At 43.3% G+C, this 22,957-nt stretch carries 21 protein-coding genes; 11 read left to right on the top strand and 10 right to left on the bottom strand.

What is annotated here, in order from left to right; translation table 11 throughout:
- The first annotated feature begins 5 nt into the window (after positions 1-5).
- The gene (locus JI667_RS10120; protein ID WP_206852683.1) at positions 6-392 is read left to right on the top strand and encodes a VOC family protein; all 387 of its coding nucleotides are present in this window, start codon (positions 6-8) and stop codon (positions 390-392) included.
- Here JI667_RS10120 and JI667_RS10115 read toward each other — a convergent pair.
- A complete protein-coding gene (locus JI667_RS10115) occupies positions 389-1,546 on the bottom strand; it encodes an MFS transporter (RefSeq protein WP_206852682.1) in 1,158 nt (385 codons plus the stop codon). The two genes, JI667_RS10120 and JI667_RS10115, sit on opposite strands and share 4 nt — an antisense overlap.
- 160 nt (positions 1,547-1,706) lie before the next feature.
- Between JI667_RS10115 and addB the strand changes: the two genes are divergently transcribed.
- The 3 genes from addB (at position 1,707) to JI667_RS10100 (ending at position 9,340) form a co-directional block, all read left to right on the top strand.
- Positions 1,707-5,189, top strand: a complete 3,483-nt coding sequence (addB, locus tag JI667_RS10110) for a helicase-exonuclease AddAB subunit AddB (protein ID WP_206852681.1) — start codon at positions 1,707-1,709, stop codon at positions 5,187-5,189.
- Positions 5,182-8,946 carry a helicase-exonuclease AddAB subunit AddA gene (gene addA / locus JI667_RS10105; RefSeq protein WP_206852680.1) on the top strand — a complete coding sequence of 1,255 codons (3,765 nt, stop codon included), beginning with the start codon at positions 5,182-5,184 and terminating at the stop codon, positions 8,944-8,946. The genes addB and addA overlap by 8 nt, the downstream gene beginning before the upstream one ends.
- Before the next feature lie 91 nt (positions 8,947-9,037).
- Positions 9,038-9,340 (top strand): HNH endonuclease, encoded by a 303-nt coding sequence (locus JI667_RS10100; RefSeq protein ID WP_206852678.1) that lies wholly within the window; start codon positions 9,038-9,040, stop codon positions 9,338-9,340.
- Between the two features lie 44 nt (positions 9,341-9,384).
- On the opposite strand, the gene JI667_RS10095 is transcribed toward JI667_RS10100, so the two are convergent.
- The 6 genes from JI667_RS10095 to JI667_RS10070 all read right to left on the bottom strand — a co-directional run bounded on the left by JI667_RS10095 (position 9,385) and on the right by JI667_RS10070 (position 11,378).
- Positions 9,385-9,603 (bottom strand): spore germination protein, encoded by a 219-nt coding sequence (locus tag JI667_RS10095; RefSeq protein WP_206852676.1) that lies wholly within the window; start codon positions 9,601-9,603, stop codon positions 9,385-9,387.
- 97 nt (positions 9,604-9,700) lie between these two features.
- Positions 9,701-10,081 carry a spore germination protein GerPE gene (locus JI667_RS10090; protein ID WP_206852675.1) on the bottom strand — a complete coding sequence of 127 codons (381 nt, stop codon included), beginning with the start codon at positions 10,079-10,081 and terminating at the stop codon, positions 9,701-9,703.
- A 24-nt stretch (positions 10,082-10,105) separates the two neighbouring features.
- Positions 10,106-10,282 (bottom strand): spore gernimation protein GerPD, encoded by a 177-nt coding sequence (locus JI667_RS10085; protein WP_206852673.1) that lies wholly within the window; start codon positions 10,280-10,282, stop codon positions 10,106-10,108.
- Positions 10,257-10,886 (bottom strand): spore germination protein GerPC, encoded by a 630-nt coding sequence (gene gerPC, locus JI667_RS10080; RefSeq protein WP_206852671.1) that lies wholly within the window; start codon positions 10,884-10,886, stop codon positions 10,257-10,259. The genes JI667_RS10085 and gerPC overlap by 26 nt, the downstream gene beginning before the upstream one ends.
- A gap of 36 nt (positions 10,887-10,922) precedes the next feature.
- Positions 10,923-11,144, bottom strand: coding sequence for a spore germination protein GerPB (locus JI667_RS10075; protein WP_206852669.1), 222 nt, complete (start codon positions 11,142-11,144; stop codon positions 10,923-10,925).
- A gap of 12 nt (positions 11,145-11,156) precedes the next feature.
- Entirely contained in the window at positions 11,157-11,378 is a 222-nt protein-coding gene (locus tag JI667_RS10070; protein WP_206852667.1) for a spore germination protein, read from the bottom strand.
- A gap of 129 nt (positions 11,379-11,507) precedes the next feature.
- On the opposite strand from JI667_RS10070, the gene JI667_RS10065 reads away from it, so the two are divergent.
- From JI667_RS10065 to JI667_RS10055, 3 genes are all read left to right on the top strand, one after another.
- The gene (locus JI667_RS10065; protein WP_206852665.1) at positions 11,508-12,695 is read left to right on the top strand and encodes a DUF418 domain-containing protein; all 1,188 of its coding nucleotides are present in this window, start codon (positions 11,508-11,510) and stop codon (positions 12,693-12,695) included.
- Between the two features lie 24 nt (positions 12,696-12,719).
- The gene (locus JI667_RS10060) at positions 12,720-13,589 is read left to right on the top strand and encodes a fumarylacetoacetate hydrolase family protein (protein ID WP_206852663.1); all 870 of its coding nucleotides are present in this window, start codon (positions 12,720-12,722) and stop codon (positions 13,587-13,589) included.
- Between the two features lie 72 nt (positions 13,590-13,661).
- Positions 13,662-14,033: a YisL family protein gene (locus JI667_RS10055; RefSeq protein ID WP_206852661.1), complete on the top strand. Its 372-nt coding sequence runs from the start codon at positions 13,662-13,664 to the stop codon at positions 14,031-14,033.
- Positions 14,034-14,130: 97 nt separating this feature from the next.
- Here the strand turns inward: JI667_RS10055 and JI667_RS10050 are convergent, their stop codons facing one another.
- Positions 14,131-14,694 (bottom strand): DUF2777 family protein, encoded by a 564-nt coding sequence (locus JI667_RS10050; RefSeq protein ID WP_206852659.1) that lies wholly within the window; start codon positions 14,692-14,694, stop codon positions 14,131-14,133.
- 157 nt (positions 14,695-14,851) lie between these two features.
- On the opposite strand from JI667_RS10050, the gene asnB reads away from it, so the two are divergent.
- The 4 genes from asnB to JI667_RS10030 all read left to right on the top strand — a co-directional run bounded on the left by asnB (position 14,852) and on the right by JI667_RS10030 (position 20,854).
- On the top strand, positions 14,852-16,699 hold the full coding sequence (gene asnB / locus JI667_RS10045) for an asparagine synthase (glutamine-hydrolyzing) (protein WP_206852657.1): 1,848 nt from the start codon (positions 14,852-14,854) through the stop codon (positions 16,697-16,699).
- 330 nt (positions 16,700-17,029) lie between these two features.
- Positions 17,030-18,553, top strand: coding sequence for a phytoene desaturase family protein (locus tag JI667_RS10040; RefSeq protein WP_206852655.1), 1,524 nt, complete (start codon positions 17,030-17,032; stop codon positions 18,551-18,553).
- Complete coding sequence (locus JI667_RS10035) at positions 18,550-20,052, top strand: phytoene desaturase family protein (protein WP_206852653.1); 1,503 nt, start codon at positions 18,550-18,552, stop codon at positions 20,050-20,052. The genes JI667_RS10040 and JI667_RS10035 overlap by 4 nt, the downstream gene beginning before the upstream one ends.
- Entirely contained in the window at positions 20,018-20,854 is an 837-nt protein-coding gene (locus JI667_RS10030; protein WP_206852652.1) for a phytoene/squalene synthase family protein, read from the top strand. Before JI667_RS10035 ends, JI667_RS10030 begins: the two co-directional genes overlap by 35 nt.
- 122 nt (positions 20,855-20,976) lie before the next feature.
- Here JI667_RS10030 and JI667_RS10025 read toward each other — a convergent pair whose 3' ends face one another.
- Entirely contained in the window at positions 20,977-22,362 is a 1,386-nt protein-coding gene (locus tag JI667_RS10025; protein WP_206852650.1) for an ammonium transporter, read from the bottom strand.
- A 61-nt stretch (positions 22,363-22,423) separates the two neighbouring features.
- Positions 22,424-22,765, bottom strand: coding sequence for a P-II family nitrogen regulator (locus tag JI667_RS10020; RefSeq protein WP_206852647.1), 342 nt, complete (start codon positions 22,763-22,765; stop codon positions 22,424-22,426).
- Positions 22,766-22,957 lie beyond the last annotated feature (192 nt).

The following is a 22,957-nucleotide window of genomic DNA, read 5'->3' as shown; positions in this document are numbered from 1 at the left end:
AGTAAGTGAACATTTCAGGCTTTAATCATCTGACCATCAGCACGTGTAAACTAGAAGACTCCCTTTCATTTTATCTGGATATCCTGCGCACCACCCTAGTACATAAGGGGAGAAAAGATGCGTACCTCGAATGGGGGCCGATTTGGATTTGTCTTCAGGAAAGAGAGTGTTCCGGTAATCAAAGTGGTTATGGAATCCATCACATGGCATTCACCATCGATGAAAAAGGATTCCATGATGCTGTTCAACTTCTGAAAGAAAAAAAGGTGCCAATTGTAAGTGGACCTTTAAAGAGGGGGAAAGGATGGAGTATTAATTTCATGGCCCCTGATAATGTCCAATTCGAATTACACACCTCGAATCTACAGGAAAGAATGAAAGTGTGGGATTAATTGCCCACCTCCCATTTCCTCCGACCCCTGAACAATAAGCCACCCATCAAAGCCTGGAAGAAACAGCAGCCGAGAAGCAGGAAGATAGATTCAAGGTATGAAAGATCCATGACGATAAGCGGTGCCAGGCTCGTTCCACATAATAAGATAAAAGAATAAAGGCTGAGAGCCTGGCTTCGTCCCTTTCCGCCCATATTTCCGATCAGTGTAATGACGGTCGGTAACAATAATGAGATGGCTGAGACAAATAGAATGGAAGAAATAATGATGAAGGGTATGTGCCCAATTGCATAAAACAAAGCAGCGACCAGGCTTACGATAGATAATGCTACTCCAATAAATAGGGTTTTATATATTCCGACAACTTCCATAAGTCGCCCGGTAAAGAGTGATAAACCCGCTCCGATCAGTCCCACCGACCTGGTGAGAAAAAGGAGGTCTTCTTCGCCTGACAAGTGACGGGTCAAACTGTCATAATAGGCAATGAAAGAAGCGAGAAGTGTGAATACGATCCCATAGCAGTATAGAAGTTCCTTTCTCCTGAGCAGTCTGATGATAGTGGCCAGTTGGGATGAAGGGGATACAGATTCAACCTTGGCTTGAGGCAGAGCTTTGTGGCCTATGATAAAAAGAGAGGCGTATACCACTGCGAAAAAATAGAATACCATTGACCATTCAGATAAGTTTGTGATGCCCCCGCTGAGTAATTGTCCTATGATGCCTGCAAAGAGGAAACCGGTATTGACGAAGGCAAGGAGAAGGGTCCTCTGCTTTCCGGAAAACAAATCATACGTATAGGCAAAAGCGACAGGGGCAAAGCTCCCCAGGCATAATCCTTGGAATCCCCTGGTGAAAAATAAACTCCAAAAATCTGCAGAAAGACCAACGAGTCCCGATGCAAAGGCAGAAGCAAGCATTCCCCAGACGAGGATCCGCTTTTTACCAAAGTAATCCGCAGCGTTAGCAAAAGTCAATAATCCGCATGCGTAAAAAAAGATGAACGAAGTGCCAGCCATGACCACTTCGCTTTCCTTGATCACTAGGGAGGAGCCGATCTCTCCATATATGGGGATGAATGTGTAAATATTACATGCCACCATTACGGCCATCGCAACAAGCACAACTGAAATTCTGTTAAAATCATGATTCCTCATGAAATCACCTACCTCTCTTTACTGTATGCGGAAGTTCCAATTATTTTCAGTTGAGATTGGGGCAGGAAAGAATCCTGGTAGTGTACTATAATGAACCTATGCAAAAAATCATAAAGCCTTTGGGATAGAATAGATAGAGTATTAGAAAAGGAGTGATAGGATGTCTGTACGCTTTATTCTCGGACGCTCCGGTACGGGGAAAACACATCATATACTGGATGAGATGAAACAGAACTTATTGGAAGCACCGAACGGGGACCCTATCATTTATATCGTACCGGATCAAATGTCCTTTATATCGGAATACGAGCTTGTGAACACACCGGGATTGAACGGCATGATCCGTGGACAAGTGTTCAGCTTCACACGACTTGCGTGGAAGATTCTTCAGGAAACGGGAGGAATGAGCCGTTATCATTTATCGGATGTAGGGTTGAATATGATGATCCGGAAGATTATAGATGAAAACAAGGAACATCTCCATATTTTCAACAAGGCCTCTGAGAAGCCGGGTTTTATTCATCATGTAGAAGCGATCGTTAAGGAGTTCAAACGTTACTGTATTTCTCCTTCAGACTTGCAAGAATTTGAAGGGGACAGTGAACGGTACAAGGTATTGAAGGACAAACTTCATGACCTCGAACTGATTTATGAGAAATTTGAGGAAAAGCTTTTCGGTAAATACATCGATTCAGAAGATTATTTTCAATTGCTTTCCGATAATGTGAGAAATTCCGAGCTGCTGAAGAAGGCAGAAATCTATATAGACGGATTCCATAGTTTCACTCCTCAGGAGTATCTCATCATCGATGAGCTCATTCACCATACAAAAAGAGTGACGGTTGCCCTTACAACCGATCCTGAAGAGCCTATGGGGGCGATGAACGAGTTAAGTCTGTATCGAATGACAAATGAAACGTATCATACACTTCAGGATCTATGCAGTATGGCAGATGAATCGGCAGTAGAAGAGGTGATGAGCAAACCCATTCGCTACCAAAGTGAAGCCTTGCTTCACTTAGAACGTCATTTCGATGAAAGGCCGACCATACCTTTTGATGAAGGAAATGGAACCATTGAATTCCTGGAAGCGTCAAACCGTCGGGCTGAGATTGAAGGTGTGGCCAGGGAAATCAGGAAGCTTGCCAGGGAAGAAGGGTACCGCTACAAGGATATCGCTGTATTGGTACGAAACAGCCAGGATTATCGTGATAAAGTCGAAACGATATTTCAAGATTATTCGATTCCCTTTTTCCTTGATCAAAAGCGAACGATGCTGAATCACCCTCTCATTGAACTGATTCGTTCAACGCTTGAGATCATGAACACGAATTGGAGGTATGAACCTGTCTTCAGGGCAGTGAAAACAGATCTTCTGTTCCCTTACCATAAGAACCCCACCGATTTGCGTGAAAAAATGGACCGTCTTGAAAACTATGTGTTGGCCTATGGGATAAAGGGTGACCGATGGACGAAGAAAGATCGGTGGAAATACCGGCGTTTCAGGGGTCTTGAGCATGTGGATGCACCACAGACCGACGCTGAGAGGGAAATTGAGCACGAGATTAATGAGCTGCGGTTATTTATATCCGCACCGATCATACGTCTTGGAAAACGTTTAAAGAAGCGGTCAACAGGTCGGGAATACTGTGAGGCTCTTTATGTGTATCTGGAAGAGCTGAATATACCCGAAAAGCTGGAGCGGATGCGCATGGAAGCTGAAGAAAAAGGGAATCTGGTTGCAGCAAGGGAACATGATCAGGCGTGGTCAGCGGCAATGGACTTGCTTGATCAATATGTAGAAATGCTTGGTGATGAAGAAACGACCATGAAGAGATTCTCATCGATTCTGGATGCTGGTATAGAGACGATGGAATTTTCCCTGGTTCCACCGGCCATTGATCAGGTCATTATTGCCGACCTGGAGAAATCGAGGCTAGGTGATATTAAAGCCGCGTTCATCATTGGCGTGAATGATGGTGTTCTACCGGCAAAAATGAGTGAAGACGGAGTCCTGTCCGATGAGGACCGTGAGTCATTGATCAAGAGGGGATATAAGATCGCTCCGAGTAACCGGACGAAGCTCCTGGATGAGGAGTTTGTGGCATATAAAGCCTTTACGACTCCAAGTGAACGGATCTTCATCAGCTACCCGATCGCCAATGAAGAAGGAAAGGCACTACTGCCTTCTTCGTTTATCAAGAGGTTAAATGAAATGTTCCCTGGTGCACCAACAAAGCTTCTCATTAATGAACCATCTGAATTACCTGAAGAGGATCAGCTTCATTACGTCTGTCATCCGAATGTGACGATATCTCATCTCACGTCCCAGCTGCAATTAAAGAAACGGGATTACCCTATTTATGATTTCTGGTGGGATGTTTATAACTTCTATACAACGTCCAATGATTGGAAATGGCATTCCGGACATATCTTATCGAGTCTTTTTTATGAGAATACCGGACAACAACTGTCTGAGGAGACAAGCAAAGAATTGTACGGCGACCATATCCTGGCCAGTGTTTCCCGGATGGAGTTGTTTCACAGCTGTCCATTTTCTCATTTTGCTAGCCACGGATTGAAGCTCAGGGAACGGGATTTCTTCAAATTAGAAGCGCCTGACATCGGTGAAATGTTCCATTCAGCTTTAAAATGGATATCAGAAGAAGTGGAACGTCATGGTCTGACATGGGCTGCTCTTTCGAAATCCCAGTGCTTGAGGCTAGCGAAAGAAGCCGTCCTGATGCTGGCACCAAAGCTTCAACATCAGATTCTACTAAGCTCGAACAGGCATTATTATATCGCACAGAAACTGGAACAAATCATTGGCCGGGCAAGCCTCATCCTTAGTGAGCATGCGAAGGCGAGCGGGTTTGTCCCGGTCGGGGTTGAGCTTGGTTTCGGACCTCACGCGACACTTCCACCGTTCGAGTTTCAGCTCAGAAACGGGACGAAGATGGAACTTCAGGGAAGGATCGACCGGGTGGACAAAGCGGAGGATGCCAATGGGGTATATCTCCGAATCGTCGATTACAAATCGAGTCCAAGGGATCTCGATATGACGGAAGTGTATTACGGTTTAGCCCTTCAAATGCTCACGTACTTGGATATAGTGTTAACGAATTCGAAACAATTTGTCGGAAAAGAAGCGAAGCCTGCAGGCGTCCTTTATTTCCATGTTCACAATCCGATGATCAATAGTAAGAAAATCTTGACCATGGACCAAATCGAACAGGAAATTTTCAAGAGTTTTAAAATGAAAGGTCTAGTCCTTGGGAATACAGATATCGTCAGGTTGATGGATCAGTCGTTGGAGACGGGGAATTCAGATATGATCTCAGCCGGTATCAAAAAAGATGGATCATTGTCATCCAGGTCAAAAGCGGCCAGCCAGGAAGACTTTCACTATATGCGAAAGCATGTCAGAAAACTTTATGAAGCTTCAGGAAATCGGATCATCTCGGGGGAGACCGACATTTCTCCTTATAAACTGAAGGACCGGACTCCGTGTCAGTTCTGTTCATTCCGTTCCGTCTGTCAATTTGATCAGTCGTTGGAGGAAAACGAATACAGAGAGTTGCCTACGGCGAAACCTGAAGATTTATTGCGGAAAGTGAGAGAGGAGGTAGAATCCAATGAGTAATGGTAAGATTCCAGCCAAGCCGCATGACGTCACGTGGACCGACGACCAGTGGAAGGCCATTTGGGCGAAGGGGCAGGATATCCTGGTCGCTGCAGCAGCGGGATCAGGGAAGACCGCTGTACTGGTCGAAAGGATCATACAGAAGATTCTTTCAGAAGAAGACCGGATGGACGTGGATGAATTATTGGTTGTTACCTTTACCAACGCTTCTGCTGCGGAAATGAGACATCGGATCGGACAGGCGTTGGGGAAGGCGATTGATGAGGATCCCCATTCACTTCATTTAAGAAAACAGCTGAGCTTATTAAACCGGGCATCCATTTCTACGCTACATTCGTTCTGCCTTGAAGTGATCCGTAAATATTATTACCTCATCGATATCGATCCAGGGTTCAGGATTGCGGACGAAACAGAAGGAGACCTGCTTCGGGACGAGGTCCTTGACGATCTATTTGAAGAAGAATATGGCAAAGAAGATAACCATGACTTCTTTAAACTTGTTGATACGTTTACAAATGACCGAAGTGATGGGGCATTGCAGGATATGATCAGGAAACTGTATGACTTTTCCAGGTCACATCCGAATCCCGATGAATGGCTTTTGAGCTTGGAAGAGATGTATGAGCTGGAAGAAGGCAGAGAAATAGACGATCTTTCCTTCATTCAACCCTTGCTGACAGATATCCAATTACAGCTTCATGGAGCAAAAGGCCTGTTTCAGCGGGCGCTGGACCTCACCCGTGTACCAGGGGGACCAGCCCCAAGAGCTGAGAATTTCTTAAGCGATATCGAAATAGTCGATAGCCTGGAGGCAAGTCTGTCCAATTCATGGAATGCTTTATACGAAACGATCCAAACCTTACCCTTCACTAAGCTTAAAGCATGTAGGGGGGAAGAGTACGATAAGGAATTAGTGGATGATGCGAAGAAACTCCGTGATCAGGGAAAGAAAACATTGGAAAAGATTCAGGAGGATTTCTTTTCAAGAAGGCCCGGTTCATTCCTTGAAGATATGAAGAAGATAAAGAATGTGATTCATACACTTGCAGAAGTGGTGATCGAATTCGGGAAGCGATTCAGACAAGTGAAAGAAGAAAAGGGCCTCGTTGACTTTGCCGATCTGGAGCATTTCTGTCTGGACATATTTAGAGACCACACTTCTCATGCTTTAGTACCTTCGGAAGCTGCCATGGAATATAAAAATAAGTTCAGGGAAGTATTGGTAGACGAATATCAGGATACGAATATGGTTCAGGAATCCATCCTGCGTCTCATCACCGAAGAACGTGAAGCAGTCGGGAACCGATTTATGGTAGGGGATGTGAAGCAATCCATATACCGCTTCCGGCTGGCTGAACCCAACCTGTTTTTAGGAAAGTACACCCGATTCCTTCCAAGCAGCGGGGAAGCAGGATTGAAAATTGATCTTTCCCAAAACTTCCGGAGCCGGAAGGAAGTATTGGAAGGGACGAACTTTTTATTTAAACAAATCATGGGCACATCTGTCGGTGAGATGGAATATAACAGGGAAGCCGAGCTTGTAAAGGGTGCACCATATCCCGAAGAAAATGAATTTCCCATCGAAGTGGCGATCATCGATCAGGAAACCGAAGAGCCTGCCAATGGCGGTGGCGAAGAAGAGCTCTCCATCTTTGATGAAGGGGATATAGAAAAATCCGTCCTGGAAGCCCGTTACATGGCAAACAAGGTAAAACAAATGATCGAGGGACGGACACCGATCTATGATGCCAAGACGAAAACAGAACGTCCGATACAGTATCGTGATGTTGTCATTCTACTTCGCTCCATGCCCTGGGCTGCGGAAATCTTGGAGGAATTCAAGAGGCAGGGCATACCGATTTACGCGAATTTATCCACTGGATATTTTGAAGCGACTGAAATTGCCATTATGCTATCATTGTTGAAAGTGATCGATAATCCGTATCAGGATATTCCTCTTGCTTCGGTTCTCAGGTCCCCGATTGTAGGGCTCGATGAGCAGGGTCTGGCAAGTGTCCGGGTTCATTCACGTGCAGGGACGTATTACGAAGCCGTGAAAAAATTTGCTGGTAAGAAGCCGGATCATCCCAGGGATGAAGAAACATTTGAGAAGGTGAAAGTGTTTCTGTACCAACTTGAAAATTGGCGGACAAAAGCGCGTCAGGGATCAGTGACAGAATTGATATGGCAATTGTACAGGGATACCCGTTTTTACGACTATGTAGGTGGGATGGCCGGTGGAAAGCAAAGGCAGGCAAATCTCAGGGCCTTGTATGACCGTGCCCGCCAATATGAAGAAACATCCTTCAGGGGGTTATTCCGATTCCTGCGATTCATTGACAGGATGAGAGAACGGGGGGATGACCTTGGGGTGGCGAGAGCACTGAGCGAACAAGAAGATGTGGTTCGTCTAATGACCATCCACTCAAGTAAGGGTCTCGAATTCCCGGTTGTGTTTGTGGCGGGGACGTCTAAGCAATTTAACCTCATGGACTTGAATGCAGCTTACTTATTAGATAAAGATCTTGGATTGGCTGTGAAATATACCGATCCAGACAAACGGATCAGTTACCCGTCACTCCCGCAATTGGCATTTAAGAGGAAGAAGCGGATGGAGGCGATCTCCGAGGAGATGCGGGTACTCTATGTGGCATTGACCCGTGCGAAGGAGAAATTATTCCTCGTGGGTACTGTGAAAGGCCTGGAGAAATCACTTAAGAAGTGGCGCGGGTCATTAAGCCAGAAAGAATGGTTATTATCCGATCATGACAGGGCAGGTGCAAATTCCTATCTTGACTGGATAGGTCCGTCCCTCATGCGCCATCCTCATTGCAAAGAGCTTGGGGGAGAAGTGCCGGGGGGAAGCGGAATTAATGAGGAGATTCTGAAACATCCTTCCCGCTTCCAAATCACCTCGATTCATAAGTCTGAATTGACTGAAGAAGCTGGTGAGTCATTGAGTGAAGATGATAATTGGAAGGAACAGGTGAAAAAAGGGAAAGAAGTGGAAATACAGTCTCTGCATAAAGATGAGGTATTGAAGCGATTATCGTGGAAATATCCACATCTTCAGGCTACAAACCTCCGTTCGAAGCAATCCGTCTCAGAGCTCAAGAGGATGGTTGAAATAAGAGACGAAGCGTCAAGTATTGATATCCTGAGACGCCACCACAAGCCTGTATATAACCGTCCACAATTCATGCAATCGAAAGAATTGTCACCAGCTGAAAAGGGTACAGCCATGCATACTGTCATGCAGCATATTTCATTTGAAGATGGGGTGCCGACAGAGGATATGGTTGAAGATCTATTATCTAACCTTGTCCGTAAAGAAATTCTGACCAAGGAACAGAAACTGGCAATCTCAGTCGATAATATTGTGGGGTTCTTCGAAAGTGAACTTGGAAAGCGGATGGCAGGCGCATGGAATATCCAACGGGAAATTCCCTTCAGCATGAGCGTCCCTCTAAGTGAAATCTCTGAAACAGGTGAAGAAGCCCCTGAAGAAACAATCCTTGTTCAAGGGGTCATCGACTGTGTATTTCGGGATGAATCAGGAATCGTCCTGTTGGATTACAAAACAGACGGCATTCATGATCGCTATGAAGGAGGTTTTCCCGAGGCAAAGCCTGTCCTTCTCGAGAGGTACAAAGTACAGATTGAATTATATACCAGGGCATTAGAATCCATCTGGAAAGAACCGGTATCAGAAAAATACCTATACTTCTTTGATGGAGGACATGTGTTGGAATTATAGATAAAAAACACCTCGAAGCTTTCCTTCGAGGTGTTTTTTTAATGGCAGCTAGGGAATACCTATATTAATCACACACTGGGGGATGGTGAAAATGGGTAAAAAAACAATTGGAATATGTGAATTATGTGCACGTGGGAACGTGGAAACAACGGTTCATCACCTCACACCTAAAGAGGTGGGCGGTACATTCCTTCCCACGGCACAGCTTTGCATTCCCTGTCATAAGCAGATTCATTCCCTTTACACCAACGAAGAGCTGGGGGCGAGATTAAACACCATTGAAGATCTAAGAAACGATGAAAAGATTTACGCATTCATCAAATGGATACGTAAGCAGCCTCCCACCAAATTAATAAAAACAAAGAAAAGTCTGGAACGCAGAAGAAAGCGATAGGTCCTATAAATAACAAAAAGCCTTTGAATGGGCTTTTTGTTATCTTAGTTATTTCCGGTGATCGGCTGGTCTACGACGTTACAATCAAAGGTGGTACTTACGCTGAAGACATTGTAGCTTAACTGAAATGGACCCGTATTGAAGGAACCGGATCCACCAAATGTCTTAGACGCTGACTTTGGTGAAATAATGGCAGTGTCACCGAACTGAACATTTCCCCCACCTACGTTTAGAATAGCGACAGGACCTACTAAAGCGGGCATAATCAACATCCTCTTTTGATTTGTCTATACTAGTAGCCTATGTGAACTTGACTGGAACGTTCATGTGAAAAACTGATCCCGTTGAAAGAGAAGTATTCTAATTAGGTTCTTCTATGTTTTCAAAGTTTTGTTGTTCCTTACCTTTTTCGAGCTGACGAATATTCTTAACCCTGCCTTCCATATACACATTGCATGTGTTCCCGATATGGATGATGGACGAAAATGCTGTAGCGCGTATATACATACTGTTTACTTTAATCGGGCACAGATTTAATCTGCTTACCTTTATATTCGGATTGATGCGGGGGAGGTCAATGGAACTGGTAAACACTTCAGAATCAAAAGTACCTTCGCTTGTTAAAAAAAATTCCTTCTCACGCTGTACGGCATACGCTTTCGACACTGCATTGATATTTTGAGAATCCCCTATCTGATAAAGAGAACTAAAGGCTAAGGTAACACCTTCTAATGAATTCAAAATCGAGTATCTCTTAAGCATAAATCACTTAGGGGTAAGAGGAACGAATGGACCGATGAGCAGTGATTCCGGCGGGGTATCGAATGCCGAGGCAAGCTGAATGATGTCAGCATCCCCGACGAGAACGAGGGAGGAACTGGAAACCCCTGCAATATCAATATTCCCAACGGTTAATTCACGATTGATTACCTGGAGGTTCATTGTTCTTCATTCCTTCCATATGATCTGGGATTTGTGACATAAAGGAGAACAGGGCCGTTTCGATATCTTTTTTAATTTTATTGATGATTTTCCGCTCCCATTCCCCTTCTTGTTGTTTCGATTCAATATAGGGGATATTTTGTAAATAAAAATCAATTCGTTGCGGCATCTGATTCAGAAGATCCTGCTGAATCATTTCGTAATAAGATGGATCTAGAGAACGCTGGAATTGCATTTCGTTATCCTGGATAAGAGAGGGTAATTCTGAATCAATATACGCTTTGATTTCTGATGTGATTCTCTCTTTATAAGGCTCTAGGTTTTTGATCGATTTAACATCAACATTGGGCTCGACGGCTAAGTCTTCAATGGTTTCCTTTAAGTTGCTTGGATTCAGTCCGATATTCAGCGTGCCGTCGAGGGATTCCACTTTAAGCTGGTCAAATTTGTATTCGATTTTCTCCACATTGATTTTGGGGGTATCCCTGAGGGTGGTTAATTCCTGTGACAGCTCATTCACTTTTTTTTCCAACGCGACAATTTTCGAATTTAACATTTCGATATACTGATAGAGTTGTTGGGGGGTCATATAGTAATTATTCATCCTGCCACCTCTTTCTTTTGTCGCGATATCTTATATTTATCCCGGCGATTGCAGCGGAACGAGCGGTGTAATAGAGGAAGGTGAGGCTCCGTTCTTCTGAGCTTCAGGAGCAGGCTCTGTAAAGCCCCCTGTGTTATAAAGAAAGTCATTGGTAGTAATTTGACCGCATGTTCCAATTTGAAGGATGGAAGAATTGGACATTCCCCCGATTTTAATAAATTGAATCTGTATGGATTGTTGAATATAATAATTCGACATTCGGCATCACACTCATACGTTAAAGTTTATTCCTTGATCCATTCCATCGTCATCCACGGTGTAGGTCAAGGAGCTCTCATTATAGACTGAAATTCCCTTTCCCGTGATGAATGAACCTGCCCCGGCAAAGGTTTTGGCTGTGGATATGGGACTGATGTTAAATACGTCCCCGATATGGAAGACGGCGCTTGAACCGACATTGACGACTTGTGCAATTCCTACGATTGCGGGCATTGTGATTCACACCTTTAAGACAAAGTTAATTATTGTTATTCTATGTTAAGAAACTGAATAGGTGATAATCGCCTAATTCCCAGTTTAGGGTTAGAATAGAATCAAGATTATTTTTTCGGAGGAAGATAAATGAACACCATGTCGCCTATTGAACAATCAAAACGCATTCTAAGTCTTGATGTGATCAGAGGATTCTCATTGCTGGGTATCTTTATCATCAATATGATTTCTTTTCATTCACCATTTCTATATATGGATCCGTATACGTGGTGGAAAACACCGGAAGATATTGGGCTGTATCCATGGATCGATGTGCTGGTTCAAGCAAGCTTCTACCCATTATTTGCCATGATGTTCGGGTATGGGTTAGGAATTCAGCAGCAGAGGGCTGTGGATAAAGGAACGTCCTTCTACCGTTTCGGAATCAGGAGGCTTCTTGTATTATTGGGAATCGGATGTATCCATGCCTTCCTGATATGGTCTGGGGATATCCTGATTAATTACGCAGTGTTTGGTTTTATTCTACTTGCATTCATGAGACTTTCCGGAAAGGGATTGATGTGGCTTGGGGGTATCTTATTTCTGTTGCCACAAACTTTTTTCAGTATTTTACTAGTGTTGATGACGTTTGCCGATCCGACGGGGGTAATGCATTATACGAATATTTCCGCTCTCCAGAATTCGGTTGCAGCCTATGCTTCAGGCAGCTTCAGCAGTATCATGGCCCAGCGTTTCGAAGACTGGTATATGGTGAATTCCCCTGATAATCTTTTGTTCTTATTATTATCCATTCTCCCTATGATGATGATCGGGGCAGCAGCAAGTAAGCTGCAGCTACTGGAAAAGGTATCGACCCATAGAAAGATTTGGATGGTGACTGGTGGAAGTACACTTCTCTTGGGAATTGTCATCAAGTCCCTGCCGCTTCTCATAGCATCCAACTTTGCTTATTCATACATACAAGACTTTTTGGGAGGTCCGTTCTTATCAGTATCTTATGCAATAATTCTTTCATTATTATTGTTGAATGAAAAAATCATGAAATGGAGCAGGCCGTTAGTTTCAATGGGGAAGATGTCCCTCACAAACTATCTGATGCAATCGGTCATCGGTACATTGATTTTCTATTCATATGGATTTGGTCTATACGGGGAAGTGACGTTAACGACTGGCACCATGCTCGCAGTAGGCATATATGTCATACAGGTGATCATGTCAGAAATTTGGTTATCCAAGTTCCAGCACGGTCCTGTTGAGAAGCTATGGCGTGTATTAAGTTATGGTAGACGCAATGCGGGGGAAAAAGGAAAGATGTAAAACGGTAGAAAGGGGATATGACGTATGAAATTCGTAAGTTTTAAAGTGGAGGATAAAGAAACCTATGGGGTGGAGATGGATGGCAGGCTCCTTGATTTGGCGGGAGTCCATGATTTACCCCGGGATTTACTGAAGGGGATAGAATACGGGGAAGATTTTCTCCAAGGTGTGACAAATGTCCTTAAGGAGCAGGCCGGGACCATTCGTTCTTTTGCCAAGGATGAAGTGAAATGGCTTTCCCCAATTCCGAAAGCGAAGAGAAATATCATGTGCGTAGGAAAAAATTATCGTGAGCATGCCCTGGAAATGGGTGCTGAACAAGATATCCCCAAGGACGTCATGATGTTTACGAAAGCAACGAATACGGTCATTGGTCACGGAGAAACGGTACTTCATCACGATGATATAACAGAAGAGCTTGATTATGAAGGAGAACTGGCCGTAATCATAGGGAAGAAGGGGAGAGGGATCTCTCGAGAAGATGCCATGAAGTATGTGTTTGGTTATTCCATCCTTAATGATATTACTGCCCGTGATCTTCAGAAAAAACATGGCCAATTCTTCATCGGGAAAAGTCTCGATACAACCTGCCCAATGGGTCCTTACCTTGTGACAAAGGATGAAGTGGGGGATCCTCATAACTTGTCCATAAAGACAAAGGTCAATGGTGAAATCCGACAATCCTCCAATACGGGAGAAATGATCTTCACCATTCCAACCATTATTTCTACCTTATCAAAAGGGATGACACTGGAACCGGGTGACATAATTGCGACAGGTACACCCTCAGGCGTCGGGAAAGGCTTTAAGCCTCCCCGTTTTCTAAAAAAGGGAGATCTGGTGGAGATTGAAATCGAAGCCCTTGGAATTTTGACAAATCGGTTACAGGCCTAGTTAAAATTTCTGTTGTTGTACAGACTGTGGTAATATTATGAACGTAAACTATCTACCTGTAGGAGGTTCAATATGTTTGATAATACACATGCCCATATTACAACGTGGGTCATTGCCATCATTCTTTTCTTTGTAGCGGTCGGCTTGCATAATGCAGGAAAGAAAAAAGGCATGAAAGTTGTACATATGATTTTACGATTATTCTACCTGCTCATCATTTTAACGGGTTCCCTTTTATTCTGGAAGCATCAAGGCATTGATCCTGCCCTTTACGGTATCAAAGGCTTGGTGGGGATCTTGCTCATCGGAATCTTTGAAATGATTCTGGTCCGTATGAATAAAGGAAAGAGTACAAATGTACTCTGGATCGTGATGGTCATCGCTTTAGTCATTGTTATATACTTGGGATTACGTTTACCATTAGGTCTTCATCCGTTTGCATAATGAAAAAAAGTTGGCTCCGTATGAGTGCCAACTTTTTTTATTTTAAGACTGTTTTCGTATACATTGTTGCTTTTGGATATGTTTTTCATTCAGGTATTCAGATATTGAAGCTCTCAATCACAATCCGCCTGCCGGTGCTCAGTGTAAACTCAAATCGATCCCGTTTCTTTTTGTAATAAGTGAAGTGATGCTGAACGGCACACACTTCCACATTGTTGTCGAAGGTGATGAAGTTCACTCCTTCTTTGATTTTTTGGTTTCCGAGGAAAACAAGGTGGTTGTGACAGAAAATACTGTCATAAATCGAATAACCCAAATTGTTCAAGGCCGTTGTAAACTGATGAAAAGCATCATCTGAAATCTCTTCTAATAAATTCTCCAGCGAATATAATATATTCTTCTTTATTTGAATTCGATCGCCATTCTCAATTCTTAGCCGTTCGTAGGGCGTGACAATGATCCCGTCTTCTAAAAGAACACCGGCAAGCCAATCTCCATCTCTATATACTTTCAATTCATGATTGAGGTAAAATTCGAGTTCAGACTCCTCCTCGGCATCAATTTCGAAAAAGAACCACGTATCCTCCTCGAATAAGGCGGTGCCTTCGGAATAGGACCTTTTTTGGGATTTTATAATGTTGGATCGAAATATGTTGCTCAAGTGAATATCCCTCCTTAACTACATTTCTTGTCATAATTATCATATTTCATTCATGTGAAGATTGATTGAGACAATTAACCATTTCTATCGGTAAGCATAGAATAATTTATGTGTCAGTGAGCCCAGTTTGTTTGACTAGAAAGTGAGGATGATCACCATGTGCGGAATTACAGGTTGGATCCATTATAAACAAGATATGTCGAAACAAAAAGTTGTCGTTGAAAAAATGGCGGAAACCCTCTCTAAAAGAGGGCCGGATGAAACGAACGTATGGGTGGACCGAAACGTTGCGTTTGGTCATAAACGATTGATCGTAGTCGATCCTTCAGGTGGAAGACAGCCCATGAGCCTATATCATAACAACAACCTATTCACCATCTGCTATAACGGAGAACTATACAATACAGAAGATTTGCGGAAAGTACTTATAGAAAAAGGATATTCGTTCAAGGGACACTCTGATACGGAAGTACTGCTGACTTCTTATATAGAGTGGAGAGAAGAATGTGTTCATCATTTAAACGGGATATTCGCCTTTGCCGTATGGGACAGTGAAAAGGAACATGTCTTTATTGGGAGGGACAGAATGGGCGTAAAGCCTTTATTTTATTTCGAAAAGGATGAAGGGATCCTGTTCGGTTCTGAAATAAAAGCTTTGCTTGCTCATCCCGATGTTTTGCCCCAAGTGGACCTTCAAGGCTTGGCGGAAGTATTGGGTCTCGGTCCTTCGCGTACGCCGGGAAATGGTGTGTTCAAAGGGGTAAAGGAGCTGCGTCCGGCCCATGCCATGATTTTCTCGAAAGCGGGTTTGAACATTTGGAGGTACTGGAATGTAAAAAGTGAGAAACATACCGATTCCTTTATCGAAACGGTTTCTAAAGTGCGCTTTCTTCTTACCGACGCCATAGAAAGGCAGCTTGTTTCCGATGTACCCTTATGTACATTCTTATCGGGTGGGCTCGATTCCAGCGCCATTACAGCAGTTGCGTCCAATTCATATAAAAAAGAAGGTAAAGGGAAGCTTCATACGTATTCCATTGACTATGAGGAGAATGACCAATACTTTAAGGCGAATGATTTTCAACCGAACTCCGATGCACCTTGGATAGAAAAGATGACCTCGGAATTTGATACGATTCATCACCAATGTGAAATCAGCCAACAAGAGCTTAAAGACCATTTGATTGAAGCAGTCCATGTAAGGGATCTTCCGGGGATGGCCGACGTGGATTCATCTCTCTTATGGTTTTGCCGGGAAATCAAACAGGACTTTACGGTAGGACTATCCGGTGAATGTGCTGATGAAATCTTTGGTGGATACCCGTGGTTCCACCGACCTGAAGATTTTAATCGCAGAGGATTCCCTTGGATGCGGTCTACAGCTGAACGCCAGGGGCTCTTGAAGGAAGAGTGGAGTAAGAAATTAAATCTCGAAGAATATGTGTTGGAGCAATATGACCGAACCGTTGCAGAAACCCCGTTATTAGAAGGGGAAAATGAACTGGAGACCAAGAGGAGGCAATTGTTCTACTTGAATTTACTTTGGTTCATGACCACGTTATTAGATCGAAAGGATCGGATGAGCATGGGAGCGAGCCTTGAGGTACGTGTTCCTTTTGCAGACCATAGACTTGTAGAATATGTATGGAACATTCCGTGGGAGATGAAAATGCATGAAGGAAGAGAAAAAGGCATCCTGAGGAAGGCCCTTGAAGGGGTCCTGCCTCACGAAGTCCTGTATCGAAAGAAAAGCCCGTATCCGAAAACCCATCACCCGGTCTATACGAAACTGGTCGGGGACTGGCTGACCGAAATCCTTGAAGATAAATCGAGTATTCTTTACGAATTATTTGATGAAAAGAAACTGAAGGAAATTGTTGCATCGGGAGGGGCTGCCTTTAAAGTACCGTGGTACGGTCAGCTCATGACCGGACCTCAGCTCCTTGCCCATCTTGCCCAGATACATGTATGGTTCAAGGATTATAAGATTGAGATTGTGGAGTAGGCCGGTATTAAGAATTAAGAGTCCGGTACAAACATAGATTTAAACTAATAATGATTAGCAAAAGGAGGCATAGTAAAGAGGGATCCACTCTCAACTATGCTTTTTCTTATTTAAACCATGAGAAGCCGCTGTGGCTGAATAGCAACATGATGCAATTGAAGAGATCCGTATGCGGTTTTTAAGAGTTTATTATATATAGGACAACCTCATCCATTGTAAAAAAACATGTTTATTTGGAAAAATAGAGTTTATATTTTCTTTCTGGTGGAAAAGAGTTGTATAAGTATTGTATAATAAATGTACAAATAAAAAGCACTGGAGGCTATAACATTGGCCAAAAAAATAATCGTCATCGGCGCAGGTCCCGGAGGCTTGGCCGCGGCAATGCTTCTTGCCAGTAAAGGGTATAAAGTAGACGTATATGAGAAGCAATCATTTGTGGGCGGACGAAATGGTTCTGTCACGATGGATGGTTATACATTCGATATTGGGCCGACATTCTTAAGTATGCCGGAAATTGCAGAAGAATTATTTGAGGCATCAGGGAGAAATCTTCATGACTATATGGATTTACAGGAACTCTCCATGATGTATGAACTCATCTTTAAGGATAGAAAAGTCCGAATGTTTAAAGATCCTAAAAAGCTGTCCGATGAAATCGAGCGCCATTATCCAGGAAATGCAGAAGGGTATACCCGTTTCATGAATGATACACGAAAAAAAATGGAGAGATTAAAACCGATTCTGCAGAGCCCGATGGACCGTTATTATCAATATATCAGTTGGAAGGTTTTGAGAGCACTGCCCCAATTGTCCCTTGGGAAATCCCTTTATAGCGTGTTGAGTGATTATTTTACAGAACATGAACTACGGTTAGCCTTTACGTTTCAATCAAAATATTTAGGGATGTCACCTTGGGAGTGTCCAGGGGCATTTTCCATACTTTCCTTCATGGAGCACGAATATGGCATTTTCCATCCTATCGGAGGCTTGAATCAATTATCAAAATCCATGGCAAAAGTGGTGGGAGAGCATGGAGGTTCGATCCATCTTGGGCAAGGAGTCAAGAAACTATGGATTGAAGACCGTAATGTGGTGAAAGGCATCATGACAGAAGATGGAGAAAAGATTGCCGCTGATGAAGTCATCATCAATGGGGACTTTGCCCACGTCATGAGTAATTTGGTTGATGATGGCGTCTTAAAGAAATACAGTAAAGAAAAACTGAAAAAGAAAAAATATTCCTGTTCGACCTTTATGATTTATTTGGGAATGGATAAACAGTTTGATCTTCCTCATCATAGTATCGTTTTTGCAGAGGATTATAAGAAAAATGTTGAGGAAATAACGGAGACGTATACCCTTCCTGAAGATCCTTCCATTTATATTCAAAATGCTTCGGTTACAGATCCAACACTGGCACCGCCAGGGCATTCCACATTATATATCCTTGCTCCTGTTCCGAACAACGTAAGTGGGATCGATTGGCAAAGGAATGAGCAGACTTTCAAAGAACTCGTATTGGATGCGGTGGAAAGTAAAGCAGGGTTAGAAAATATCCGTGACCATATTCAGGTTGAAAAAATCATTTCTCCGCATCATTGGGAAGTGGACTTCAATATTTATGAAGGGGCCACCTTTAACCTTGGGCATCAATTAACCCAGATGATGGCACTCCGTCCACATAACCGGTTCGAAGAGCTTGAAAACTGCTGGCTGGTTGGAGGAGGAACTCATCCTGGAAGCGGATTGCCTACGATATTGGAATCTGCCCGTATTACAACCAATATGCTGATGAATGAAGACCCTTCCTACTCTTTCAATAAAGAACAACCAATGGAGGAAGCTTTATGAAAACAGCAGTCGTAGGATCGGGAATAGGTGGATTGATATCCGGATTGTTATTGGCAAAAGAGGGTCATGATGTCACCGTCTATGAGAAAGAGTCGGCGATCGGTGGGCGCCTTGCCTTTGTTCAAGAAGGTGAGTACAAAATTGATAAAGGACCGACCATTGTTCTCCTTCCTGAAATGCTTTTATCAATTCTTTCAGAGGCGGGGATAGACACAGCCGAAATTGAATTCATCCGATGTGATCCCCTTTATCATATTCATTTTGCAGATGGTCAAACGTACAGGAAGTATGCTGATATCCAAAAGCAGTATGAAGAAATTAAAGAGCAGTTTCCCGGTGATGAAGAAGGGTTCCTTCGATTTATGAATGACATGGATAGACGATTCGCGATCGGAAAGCCTCAATTTCTTGAATCATCTTTTTTGAAAACAAAGGATTACCTCAACACTCGAACGATAGGTTCATTACTCAAATTAAAAGCCTACCGGAATGTAATGGGGAATTTGGAGCGGTATTTTCAGCACGGAAAGCTTCAGACAGCTTATGGTCTGCAAACATTATACATTGGAGGAAACCCATACAGTACTCCAGCCATTTACAGTTTAGTATCCTACAGTGAGCATAAGCATGGTATCTATTATATTAAAGGGGGCTATGCAGGCTTATTGGACCATGTGGAAAAGGCATGTGAACGAAATGGGGTCACGATCAAGACATCGTCTCCTGTTACCGGAATCAAGACTGCAGGTGATCAAGCCACTCATATTATCCTGGGAAATCACCAGGAAGAAATAGACTCTGTCATCATCAATGGAGACTTCCCCACAGCATCGAAATTATTAAAAAGGAAATCCCCTAAAACCTACGAGCCGTCATCTGGATGTGTGCTTATATATATGGGGGTCGATGGGAAATTTGATGATAAGGAAATGCATCAATTTTATTTAAACGAAAATTTCTCAAGAAATATGGAGGATATTTTCAAGAATAAGAGAATTCCTAAAGAACCTTCTTTTTACGTTTTTAATCCTTCTAAGGTCGATTCATCCCTTGCGCCCGAAGGCAACAGTGTCTTATATGTCCTCATCCCTGTTCCTGCATCCGACGATTTGGACTGGAAGGATGCTTCAGAATTTCTTTCTAATCTCGTATTAGATACAATGGAGGAAAGAGGATTCGATGGGCTAAAGAAACGAATCACGTGGATAAAGGTCAGAACGCCTGAAGAAGCAATGCAGGAGGGGCTGTATTCAGGTGGAAGTTTCGGCATTGCGCCGAGTCTCATGCAGTCTGGTCCCTTCAGACCTCAGGTACAACCGTTTGCGGAGAAAAATATCTTTGCCGTTGGAGCATCCATCCACCCGGGTGGTGGAGTGCCGATTGTCATGCAAGGTGCAAAGCTGGTTGCTGAAGCCTTTAAAGAATATTATAAAACAGAATCGGAAAGGAAGGATGTGTCCTTACATGAACAGGATCTTGGAAGCATACGATCATTGTGAAAATATCATTAAGCTTCATTCCAAAACATTTTACAGAGCGTTCTCTCTTTTACCGAAAGATCAAAAGAAGGCCGTTTGGGCTGTATATGCATTTTGTCGCAAAGTAGATGATATCGTTGATGAGGGCACAAGTCCTTTTGATGAATTGCGACAATTCGAATTGGAGTTTGAATCTTTTTTAACCGGGTTTTACAATCATGATCAGCCAATGTGGATTGCATTGGATGATGTGTTTAAGCGTTTCAATATGGACGTGCAGGCTTTCCGTGATATGATCAGGGGCCAAAGGATGGATCTCAGCGAAAGGGTATATGTGAATATGGAAGATGTGCTGGATTATTCCTATCACGTAGCGAGCACAGTCGGATTAATGCTCCTTCCTATACTTGCTCCAGGGAAAGAACAGCATTTGAGGGAAGATGGAATTTATTTGGGGTATGCCATGCAGCTTACCAATATACTAAGGGATATCGGCGAGGATCTGGAAAGAGGAAGACTATATATTCCGCAGGATTTGTTAGTGAAATATGAATATACCGTTACGGATTTGATGGAATATAGAAACGATGATGCCTTTCAGTCCCTGTGGGAAGAAATGGCCGGTGTAGCGGAAGGCTATTATGAAAAAGCCTTCCGCACGATGAACCTTTATCCTGTTTATTCAAGAACCCCCGTGAAGGGTGCTGCCTTATTATACCGGGCGATCCTGGATGAGGTGAGAAATAATCACTACAATGTTTTTTCCAAGAAACACTTTGTTTCTAAAGATGCAAAAGAGAAAATCATATCGAGTATTTCATAAGTAAGCTCATATGGAGGCTGCAGGAAAGCCTTCCATATGAGCTTATGTTTGTGTGGTTCAAGCTTCGTGAAAAAGTATTAAAATAAAAAAGAGAGCCGCTTATGAGCAGCTCCTGTCCGTATCTATATCGTATTCCTTTGATTCATGTCCCTTACTTTGCCCGTTCCGATTGAGTTCAAGCGATCCACTAAATCAGACCCGAATGGTGAAGCAGAAGAAACGTTTGATTCCAGCACTGTATCTTTTAGTTCGTAGGCATTGGACCCATGTTCTGTAAAGTCCAATCCTGATAGCTCTTCTTCACGTGATACGCGGATACTTGATACTCTCGTTACGATGTAAAGAAACCCTCCGACACTAATGGACGTCCAGGCAATGACTGCTAACACACCAAGTGCTTGAGTGGCTACTAATGAGGCCCCTCCGCCATAAAGTAACCCGTTTTGAATATCAAATAATCCTACAGCAAACGTTCCCCAAATCCCACAGATTCCATGCACTGCAATGGCACCGACAGGATCATCTACTTTCAATTTCGAATCGATGAACGTCACGGCTTCAACAAGGATGACCCCGGCAATAAGACCGATAATGAGAGAACCCACAAGTGACACGTTGGCACAACCGGCAGTGATCCCGACCAGTCCACCAAGGGCACCGTTAAGCGTTAGGGATGGATCGATTCGTTTGAATCGGATCAGCGTATAAAAAGCGGATGAAAGAATGGCAGCAGATGCTGAGAATAAGGTTGTAGTGATGACCTGAGGAACAAGGGCGGGATCAGCTGCCAGACTGCTGCCGCCGTTAAAGCCGAACCATCCAAACCAAAGGATGAATACGCCAAGGGCGCCGATTGGTATATTATGACCAGGAATGACATTCACTTTACCTTTGGTGTATTTGCCTATGCGGGCTCCAAGGAATAAGACAGTAATGAAGGCTCCCACAGCACCTGTTAAATGGACGACGGTAGAGCCGGCGAAATCGACGAATCCAAGCTCCGACAACCATCCGCCTCCCCATACCCAATGGCCAACAATTGGATAGATGATTCCCGTCATGGCAACGGTCAAAAGGATATAGCTCTTTAGTTTCATTCTTTCAGCTACTGCCCCCGATATGATCGTCGCACAGGTAGCGGCGAAAACAGATTGGAATAGGAAGAAGCCAATATCCTCACGTCCTGACAGGAAAAAGCTATCAGATCCAATGATTCCACCCGTTGATCCCCCGAACATAAAGCCGAACCCTACGATGAAATACAGGACGGATGCAATGGCAACGGTCAGGAAATTTTTCATTAATATATTGAGAGAGTTCTTGGCACGGGTGAATCCAGTTTCAACCATTGCGAAACCGGCGTGCATGAAAAACACAAGTATGGCAGCAATCATGACCCAAAGAGAGTCTACGGATGCCTGAACCGATTCCGCAGTAGGTGCAGCTGCGAATGCAGTGGAGCTTACGAACAATGACAGAAATACAAGAGCTGAAATTTTTTTAATCAATGGTATCCCTCCAAAAATGAGTTTAGCCGTGGCTGAAGTAACGAAGGTGATGAGCGGTAGGCTATAAGACTGCTTTTCTTCCACGTTCACCCGTGCGAATTCGAATGACTTCTTCAACTGGATAGATGAAAATCTTTCCGTCTCCTACAGTTTCAGTACTGCAATGCTCCACGATCAGGTCGATGATATCTTCCACTTGCCCGTCATCCACAATCATTTCCACTTTGATCCGGGGAACCAGTTGAAGTTCAAATTTGTTTCCCCTGAATATTCCCTGTTTTCCTTTTTGTTTTCCGCAACCAGCAGCTTCCGATACGGTCAGTCCGCTGAATCCGCGAAGACATAATGCTTCTCGTAATGACAAAAAAGCTTCTGCCCGAATGATCGCTTCTACTTTTTTCATAATTTACTCCTCCTTTTAGAATGGGTTATTCAATATCTCTATTCTTTGATGTTAGTTTTTGTCACATGAATAAGTTATATTATTTATCATATTCAGAAAATAACAAAAGTTCAAGTGTTAATTAGTAATGTAAGCGTTTTTATGTAAAAAAATCTAACATACATCTTTGTGTGCGCTTACATTACAGGATAA

The sequence above is a fragment of the Bacillus sp. NTK074B genome (assembly GCF_017303375.1).
Taxonomy (GTDB): Bacteria; Bacillota; Bacilli; order Bacillales; family Bacillaceae_B; genus Rossellomorea.
The sequence above is the reverse complement of the archived record's forward strand: the minus strand, read 5'-3'. Positions and strand labels throughout refer to the sequence as shown.

Coding starts and splice junctions, on each gene's coding strand:
- addB (WP_206852681.1), top strand. CDS start 1,707: ATGTCTGTACGCTTTATTCTCGGACGCTCCGGTACGGGGAAAACACAT.
- JI667_RS10060 (WP_206852663.1), top strand. CDS start 12,720: ATGAAATTCGTAAGTTTTAAAGTGGAGGATAAAGAAACCTATGGGGTG.
- JI667_RS10075 (WP_206852669.1), bottom strand. CDS start 11,144: ATGTCGAATTATTATATTCAACAATCCATACAGATTCAATTTATTAAA.
- addA (WP_206852680.1), top strand. CDS start 5,182: ATGAGTAATGGTAAGATTCCAGCCAAGCCGCATGACGTCACGTGGACC.
- JI667_RS10065 (WP_206852665.1), top strand. CDS start 11,508: ATGAACACCATGTCGCCTATTGAACAATCAAAACGCATTCTAAGTCTT.
- JI667_RS10115 (WP_206852682.1), bottom strand. CDS start 1,546: ATGAGGAATCATGATTTTAACAGAATTTCAGTTGTGCTTGTTGCGATG.
- asnB (WP_206852657.1), top strand. CDS start 14,852: ATGTGCGGAATTACAGGTTGGATCCATTATAAACAAGATATGTCGAAA.
- gerPC (WP_206852671.1), bottom strand. CDS start 10,886: ATGAATAATTACTATATGACCCCCCAACAACTCTATCAGTATATCGAA.
- JI667_RS10035 (WP_206852653.1), top strand. CDS start 18,550: ATGAAAACAGCAGTCGTAGGATCGGGAATAGGTGGATTGATATCCGGA.
- JI667_RS10020 (WP_206852647.1), bottom strand. CDS start 22,765: ATGAAAAAAGTAGAAGCGATCATTCGGGCAGAAGCTTTTTTGTCATTA.
- JI667_RS10030 (WP_206852652.1), top strand. CDS start 20,018: ATGAACAGGATCTTGGAAGCATACGATCATTGTGAAAATATCATTAAG.
- JI667_RS10095 (WP_206852676.1), bottom strand. CDS start 9,603: ATGCCCGCTTTAGTAGGTCCTGTCGCTATTCTAAACGTAGGTGGGGGA.
- JI667_RS10055 (WP_206852661.1), top strand. CDS start 13,662: ATGTTTGATAATACACATGCCCATATTACAACGTGGGTCATTGCCATC.
- JI667_RS10100 (WP_206852678.1), top strand. CDS start 9,038: ATGGGTAAAAAAACAATTGGAATATGTGAATTATGTGCACGTGGGAAC.
- JI667_RS10085 (WP_206852673.1), bottom strand. CDS start 10,282: ATGAACCTCCAGGTAATCAATCGTGAATTAACCGTTGGGAATATTGAT.
- JI667_RS10070 (WP_206852667.1), bottom strand. CDS start 11,378: ATGCCCGCAATCGTAGGAATTGCACAAGTCGTCAATGTCGGTTCAAGC.